General features: G+C 40.8%; 5 protein-coding genes and 1 tRNA gene. 2 read left to right on the top strand and 4 right to left on the bottom strand.

The window, feature by feature from the left end:
• Positions 1-26: 26 nt before the first annotated feature.
• A tRNA-Gly gene (locus H5160_RS03190) sits at positions 27-102 on the bottom strand.
• Between the two features lie 183 nt (positions 103-285).
• Positions 286-831, bottom strand: a complete 546-nt coding sequence (gene orn, locus H5160_RS03185; RefSeq protein ID WP_004336052.1) for an oligoribonuclease — start codon at positions 829-831, stop codon at positions 286-288.
• 121 nt (positions 832-952) lie between these two features.
• Here orn and rsgA point away from each other — a divergent pair, with 121 nt between their 5' ends.
• Together rsgA and asd are read left to right on the top strand one after the other, a co-directional pair.
• A complete protein-coding gene (gene rsgA, locus H5160_RS03180; RefSeq protein ID WP_182736732.1) occupies positions 953-2,011 on the top strand; it encodes a small ribosomal subunit biogenesis GTPase RsgA in 1,059 nt (352 codons plus the stop codon).
• 15 nt (positions 2,012-2,026) lie between these two features.
• Entirely contained in the window at positions 2,027-2,893 is an 867-nt protein-coding gene (asd, locus tag H5160_RS03175; RefSeq protein ID WP_182736730.1) for an archaetidylserine decarboxylase, read from the top strand.
• Positions 2,894-3,725: 832 nt separating this feature from the next.
• On the opposite strand, the gene H5160_RS03170 is transcribed toward asd, so the two are convergent.
• On the bottom strand, positions 3,726-4,475 hold the full coding sequence (locus tag H5160_RS03170) for a HesA/MoeB/ThiF family protein (RefSeq protein ID WP_182736729.1): 750 nt from the start codon (positions 4,473-4,475) through the stop codon (positions 3,726-3,728).
• Positions 4,476-4,510: 35 nt separating this feature from the next.
• The gene (gene thiE, locus H5160_RS03165; protein WP_182711411.1) at positions 4,511-6,046 is read right to left on the bottom strand and encodes a thiamine phosphate synthase; all 1,536 of its coding nucleotides are present in this window, start codon (positions 6,044-6,046) and stop codon (positions 4,511-4,513) included.
• Position 6,047: the final 1 nt, after the last annotated feature.

The raw sequence follows: 6,047 nt of genomic DNA, 5'->3' as shown, positions 1-6,047 counted from the left end.
CACTACAATTTCTTTTGGTTAGAAATTGGAGCGGTACACGAGGCTCGAACTCGTGACCTCGACCTTGGCAAGGTCGCGCTCTACCAACTGAGCTAGTACCGCATTTTTTATTTCTTCAGTTATTTTACGCTTAAGCGCGACAGGTCGCGTTCAACATTCTAGCAACTGAGCTAGTACCGCATTTATTGATGGTAATTCAATCACTCAAACACACTAACCCCGCGTGGGTTATCGTCTTGAGCGGGGCAGGATTCTACAATAATCCGATGTGTTTGCAAGTGTTTTTTACAAATTAAAGAAATTTTCTCTATAGACTTTTAATTCCATAATCGAATCTTTAATGTCATCCAAAGCAAGGTGCGAGCCTTTTTTATTCACTTTTGCAAGCACTTCGGGTTTCCAGCGACGTGCTAATTCTTTAATAGTACTTACGTCAAGATTTCGGTAATGGAAAAAATCTTCAAGCTCGCGCATATATTTATTCATAAAGCGGCGGTCTTGCCCAATTGAATTACCACACATTGGTGATACACCTGCAGGCACCCACTGTTTTAAAAAATCTAACGTTTGTGCCACGGCATACTCTTCATCGAATGTACTTGCTTTACAGCGCGCTGTTAAACCCGACTTACCATGCTGCGTAGTACACCACTCGTCCATACCATTTAGTAATTCATCACTTTGATGAATAGCTATGGTTGGCCCTTCAGCTAATATATTCAGGTCTGCGTCAGTGACAACCGTCGCAATTTCGAGTATTTTATCGGTCTCTGGTTCGAGTCCTGTCATTTCAAGATCGAGCCAAATTAAATTTGATTTATTAATAGTCATAATTACCTAAGCGGTGCTTTCCTTTAGATCCAACGCATTTCGATATATCATATTAGCATCAACCGTCGAGCTAAAGCTTTTTTTAGGAAAAGCGACATTTAACTAAGGTTATAGGCCTCCAGTGGCAAAACAGAAAAAATTAAGTAAAGGCCAATCGCGTCAGATCAAGGCCAACCACCAAAAGCGCATTAATAGCGCAGACTCAAGACCAGCTAAAAAAGGCGCGCAAGAGTGGCAAACCGATAATTTAGGTCAGGTCGAGAGCGCAATTGTGATCAGTCGTTTTGGCCAACACGCCGATGTCGAAACTGAAAATGGCGATGTACTTCGTTGTAATATACGACGTACCGTGTCAAATTTAGTGTGTGGTGATGAGGTATTGTTTCGCCGTGCCAAAGTAAGTGAAGGTGATTTAGCCGGAGTAATTGAAGCCACGCAAGAGCGTCGTTCGCAACTTACCCGCCCTGACTTTTACGACGGCGTAAAAGTTATTGCAGCAAACATTGACCAAATATTAATGGTGTCGGCAGTATTACCTGAGTTTACCCCTAGTATTATCGACCGTTATTTAATAGCCTGTGAAGATATGGGTATTGAGCCAATTTTAGTACTCAATAAAATAGATTTAATTGATGACGCAGGTCTTAGAGAAATACAAAAAGTTCTCGATATCTATCGTAAACTTGATTACCAAGTACTCCTTGTTAGTAATATATCGGGTAATGGTATTGATGAATTAAAAGAAGTACTTGTTGGTAAAAATAACATTTTTGTTGGTCAAAGTGGTGTGGGTAAATCAACCCTCGTTAATACTGTATTACCTAACGCTGAAATATTAACTAAAGAAGTATCTGAAAACAGCGGCCTAGGCCAGCACACAACAACTGTTTCACGCCTTCACCATTTACCAAGTGGCGGTAACCTAATCGACTCGCCAGGAATTCGCGAATTTGGTTTATGGCATTTAGATGTTGAGCGTGTAACCTGGTGCTTTAAAGAGTTTAGAGAATTTATAGGCGGGTGCCGCTTTAGAGACTGTAAACATTTAAACGATCCGGGCTGTATAGTTAAAGAAGCTGTAGCAGATGGCAAAATTTCTCAATTGCGCTTTGACAGCTACCACCGAATTTTAGAAACAATGGCCGATGGCCGTGCAGGCGCCCGTGCGCCTCGCGTATAATTTAGGATAAATACTGTGAGTTTAGACAAATTTAAAATCGCAATGCAGTACGCAATGCCAAAACACTTTATTTCACGCGTAGTGGGTAAATTAGCCGCAGCTAAAGCAGGTGCTTTAACAACGACTTTAATTAAACTATTTATTAAGCAATATAAAGTAGATATGAGCGAAGCCCAATACCCAGATCCGGCTCATTATAAAAGCTTTAATGAATTTTTTACTCGCCCTTTAAAAGACGGCATGCGCCCAATGGTAGAAGATAGCAATATCATCATTCATCCAGTGGATGGCGCAATCAGCCAGCTAGGCGATATTGTTGACGGACAGCTAATACAAGCTAAAGGTCACGATTACAGCTTACAAGCGCTACTAGGCGGCTCACAAGATGATACAACACCATTTTTAGGCGGTAAGTTTGCAACGATTTATTTAGCACCTAAAGATTACCACCGTATTCATATGCCAATTGATGGCACACTAAGCAAAATGATTTACGTGCCAGGTGATTTATTTTCAGTAAACCCACTTACAGCGCAAAACGTGCCTAACTTGTTTGCGCGTAATGAACGAGTAGTAGCAATTTTTGAAACTGAGATTGGTCCGCTTGCTATGGTACTTGTTGGCGCAACAATTGTAGCCAGCATAGAAACTATTTGGGCAGGTACTGTCACGCCACCAGCAGGTAGCGATGTATTTAGTTGGAAATACCCAACCACTGGCGATAACGCTATCACGCTTAAAAAGGGTGAAGAAATGGGTCGATTTAAATTAGGCTCTACTGTGGTACTAGCATGGGGTGCTGATAAAGCTGAAATATTGGAAGATCAACTACCAGAAGTGGTTACTCGCTTAGGTACTGCATTTGCAAAAATTAACGATTAAAATCAATCGTTAATTCGAAATTAAAAAAACCGCGTTTAATTAACGCGGTTTTTTATTTTTGTAGGCGCAAAGCCTGCTCACGCGAAAAGCGCAGCGCCCTCTTAACCTCTTTGTGAATAAATCACTTAAAACCTTATTGCACAAAGAGAAGCAAAAGAGGAGTAAATGAGAAGACATAAAACATAGTAATTATTTATTTTTACTTCTCTAAAGCGCAGCGCCCTCTTAACCTCTTTGTGAATAAATCACTTAAGATCTTATTGCACAAAGAGAAGTAAAAGAGAAGTAAATGAGAAGACATAAAAAAACATAGTAATTATTTATTTTTACTTCTCTAAAGCGCAGCGCCCTCTTAACCTCTTTGTGAATAAATCACTTAAAACCTTATTGCACAAAGAGAAGTAAAAGAGGAGTAAATGAGAAGACATAAAACATAGTAATTATTTATTTTTACTTCTCTAAAGCGAAGCGCCCTCTCAACCTCTTTGTGAATAAATCACTTAAAACCTTATTGCACAAAGAGAAGTAAAAGAGGAGTAAATGAGAAGACATAAAACATAGTAATTATTTATTTTTACTTCTCTAAAGCGAAGCGCCCTCTTAACCTCTTTGTGAATAAATCACTTAAGATCTTATTGCACAAATAGGAGTAAATGAGAAGACACCAAAGCATAGAAATTACGAGCTTTGCTCGTCACGCCAGCAAGCTGTGCGTCAACAAGCTTGGTGCAAAAGTTTGATATGTTGTAGGCGTGAAGCTTGCTCACGCGAAAAGCGCAGCTTTTAATTCTTTAACGCTACATTTAATAAAAGGCACAAGCCCCTCAAAAACTTATTTACCACACTCTTTACACTCTGAATCTTTAATCACTTTAAAGTGCTGTTGTTTTAAAGTGAGCGCATCAAAGGTTATAAACACACCTCCCTCTGCATGCCCCAGCAATAAGTTGAGCGTAAGTTGCGCCTGCATAGAGCCTATTACACCAAGTAACGGGCTAATAACCCCTGCGTTACTGCAATTGATAACTGGTGTAGCTTCGCCCTGTGGAAAAACACAGCCATAACACGGGCTATCACTTTGCCTAAAATCAAAGCCCATTAATTGCCCTTTGGTTGCGAGTGCAGCACCCGAAATTAACGGTGTTTTATTGCTAATACAATAACGGTTAACACTATAGCGAGTACTAAAGTTATCAGAGCAATCAAGTACGATGTCAGCACCTTTGAGCATGTTAGCTGCATTACTCTCATCTAGCTTTTGACAATGCGTTACTATGTTTATTTGATTATTAAGACTCGCTAATACTTTACCCGCTGCGGCGACCTTGCTTTGTCCTAAGTGATTTATTTTATAAAGCACTTGGCGTTGTAAGTTTGAAAGCTCCACCACATCATCGTCAATTAAAATAAGCGTTCCAATACCTGCAGCGGCTAAATATAAAAGCGCTGGGCTACCTAGACCACCAGCCCCCACTACTGCAACCGTTGAGGATTTAAGTGCTAATTGCCCTTCAAGCCCAACTTCTTCAAGCAATAAATGGCGGCTGTAACGCAGAGTTTCTTTATCGCTTAGCTCACTCACGTTTATCAGCCTTATTAGTATTACCCTTGTTAGTTTTAATTGGCACTGCTTATGGCCACTTGCAGAGCGCTTATAGCCTCTACGTAATTATCAGCTTCGGTAATCGCACGCACTACGGCAACACTGCCCACGCCTGTTTTCGCTACCTGCTCAGCACGGCTTAAATCAATACCGCCTATTGCTACTTTTGGGTAGCTTTGCATAAGTGGTACAAACTTAATCAGCTTTTCAAGGCCTTGTATTTGACCTGTCATATCTTTTGTTGTGGTTGGGTAAATAGCGCCAAATGCCATATAACTAGGGCGATAATTATGCGCACGTAGCATTTCATAAAAACCATGAGTAGAAAGCCCAAGCCTTAACCCAGCGTCTTTAATTGCCGCTAAATTAGCAATGTCTAAATCCTCTTGCCCTAAATGCACGCCATATGCACCGTGCTTAATAGCTAACTGCCAGTAGTCGTTTATAAATACCTGTGCGTTGTATTGCTTGCCCAGCTCAACAGCTTGCTTAATGAGCCCATCAAGCTCATCTTGCGTTTTATTTTTAACGCGTAACTGCGCTGTTTTAATGCCTTGTTGTAAGCATTTTTCTAACCAATCTGTGCTATCTACAACCGCATATAAGCCAAGCGACTTACTTTCACAAGGTGCAAAATCAGCAGCCATATTAAAATCAAGCGGCACATCAAAATCTAGTTCATCGCCCAGCCAGCTACCGGGCTCAATTACTTGTGGGTAGTCAGCTAAATTAGTGGGGAACGATGTATGAGCAACCGGTCCAATCCCTTCGCCATAGCGTACCGACTGTTTTAGCCCTTGGTTTATATATGCTTTAGCTAAAATAAAGGCATCTTTTAATGGGTAGTCTTTAGCTAAACACGCAGCAATGACCGAAGCCATGCTACATCCGGTGCCGTGGTTATGCGGTGTTTGTATTTTTTGATTGCCTAACCAATATTCTTCGCCATTTTGTGTATTACTATCAATACAATAATCAATGCAGTAGCCACTTGGGTAATCCCAATGTCCGCCTTTAATAACAACAGCTTTTGCCCCCCAGCTTAATAGCTTATTAGCCGCTTCTTTTATTGCAGCTGGGCCAATTAAATACACACCAGTTAATAACTGTGTTTCGTGGGTGTTTGGAGTTATTACATCCACTAGCGGCAGTAAACATTCTTTTATTGCACTGACCGTGTCCTCTTCTGTTAGTAAGTCACCGCTTGAGGCAATAGCAACAGGGTCATATACAATAACGGGAGGCACAGACCACTTAGCTTTATAGTGGCTTATATGCTCGCTGATCAACTGAATTTGCTGCACATTGGCTAACATGCCAATTTTTATCACTTTGGCTTTCATGTCTTTTTCAAGCGCAAGTAACTGCGATTCAATAATATCGGTAGACACTGCATTAATAGCCTCTACGCCTAAACTATTTTGTGCAGTAAGCGCCGTAATTGCCGTGCAGCCATGTACACCAAAACTTTGCATTGCTTTTATATCTGCTTGAATACCTGCACCGCCGCCCGAATCAGATCCGGCAATTGTCCACACTACGTTATTCATA

Source organism: Pseudoalteromonas sp. SG43-4 (assembly GCF_014164325.1).
Lineage (GTDB): Bacteria > Pseudomonadota > Gammaproteobacteria > Enterobacterales > Alteromonadaceae > Pseudoalteromonas > Pseudoalteromonas distincta.
Note: the sequence above shows the minus strand (reverse complement) of the source record. Positions and strands in the feature narration are given on the sequence as shown.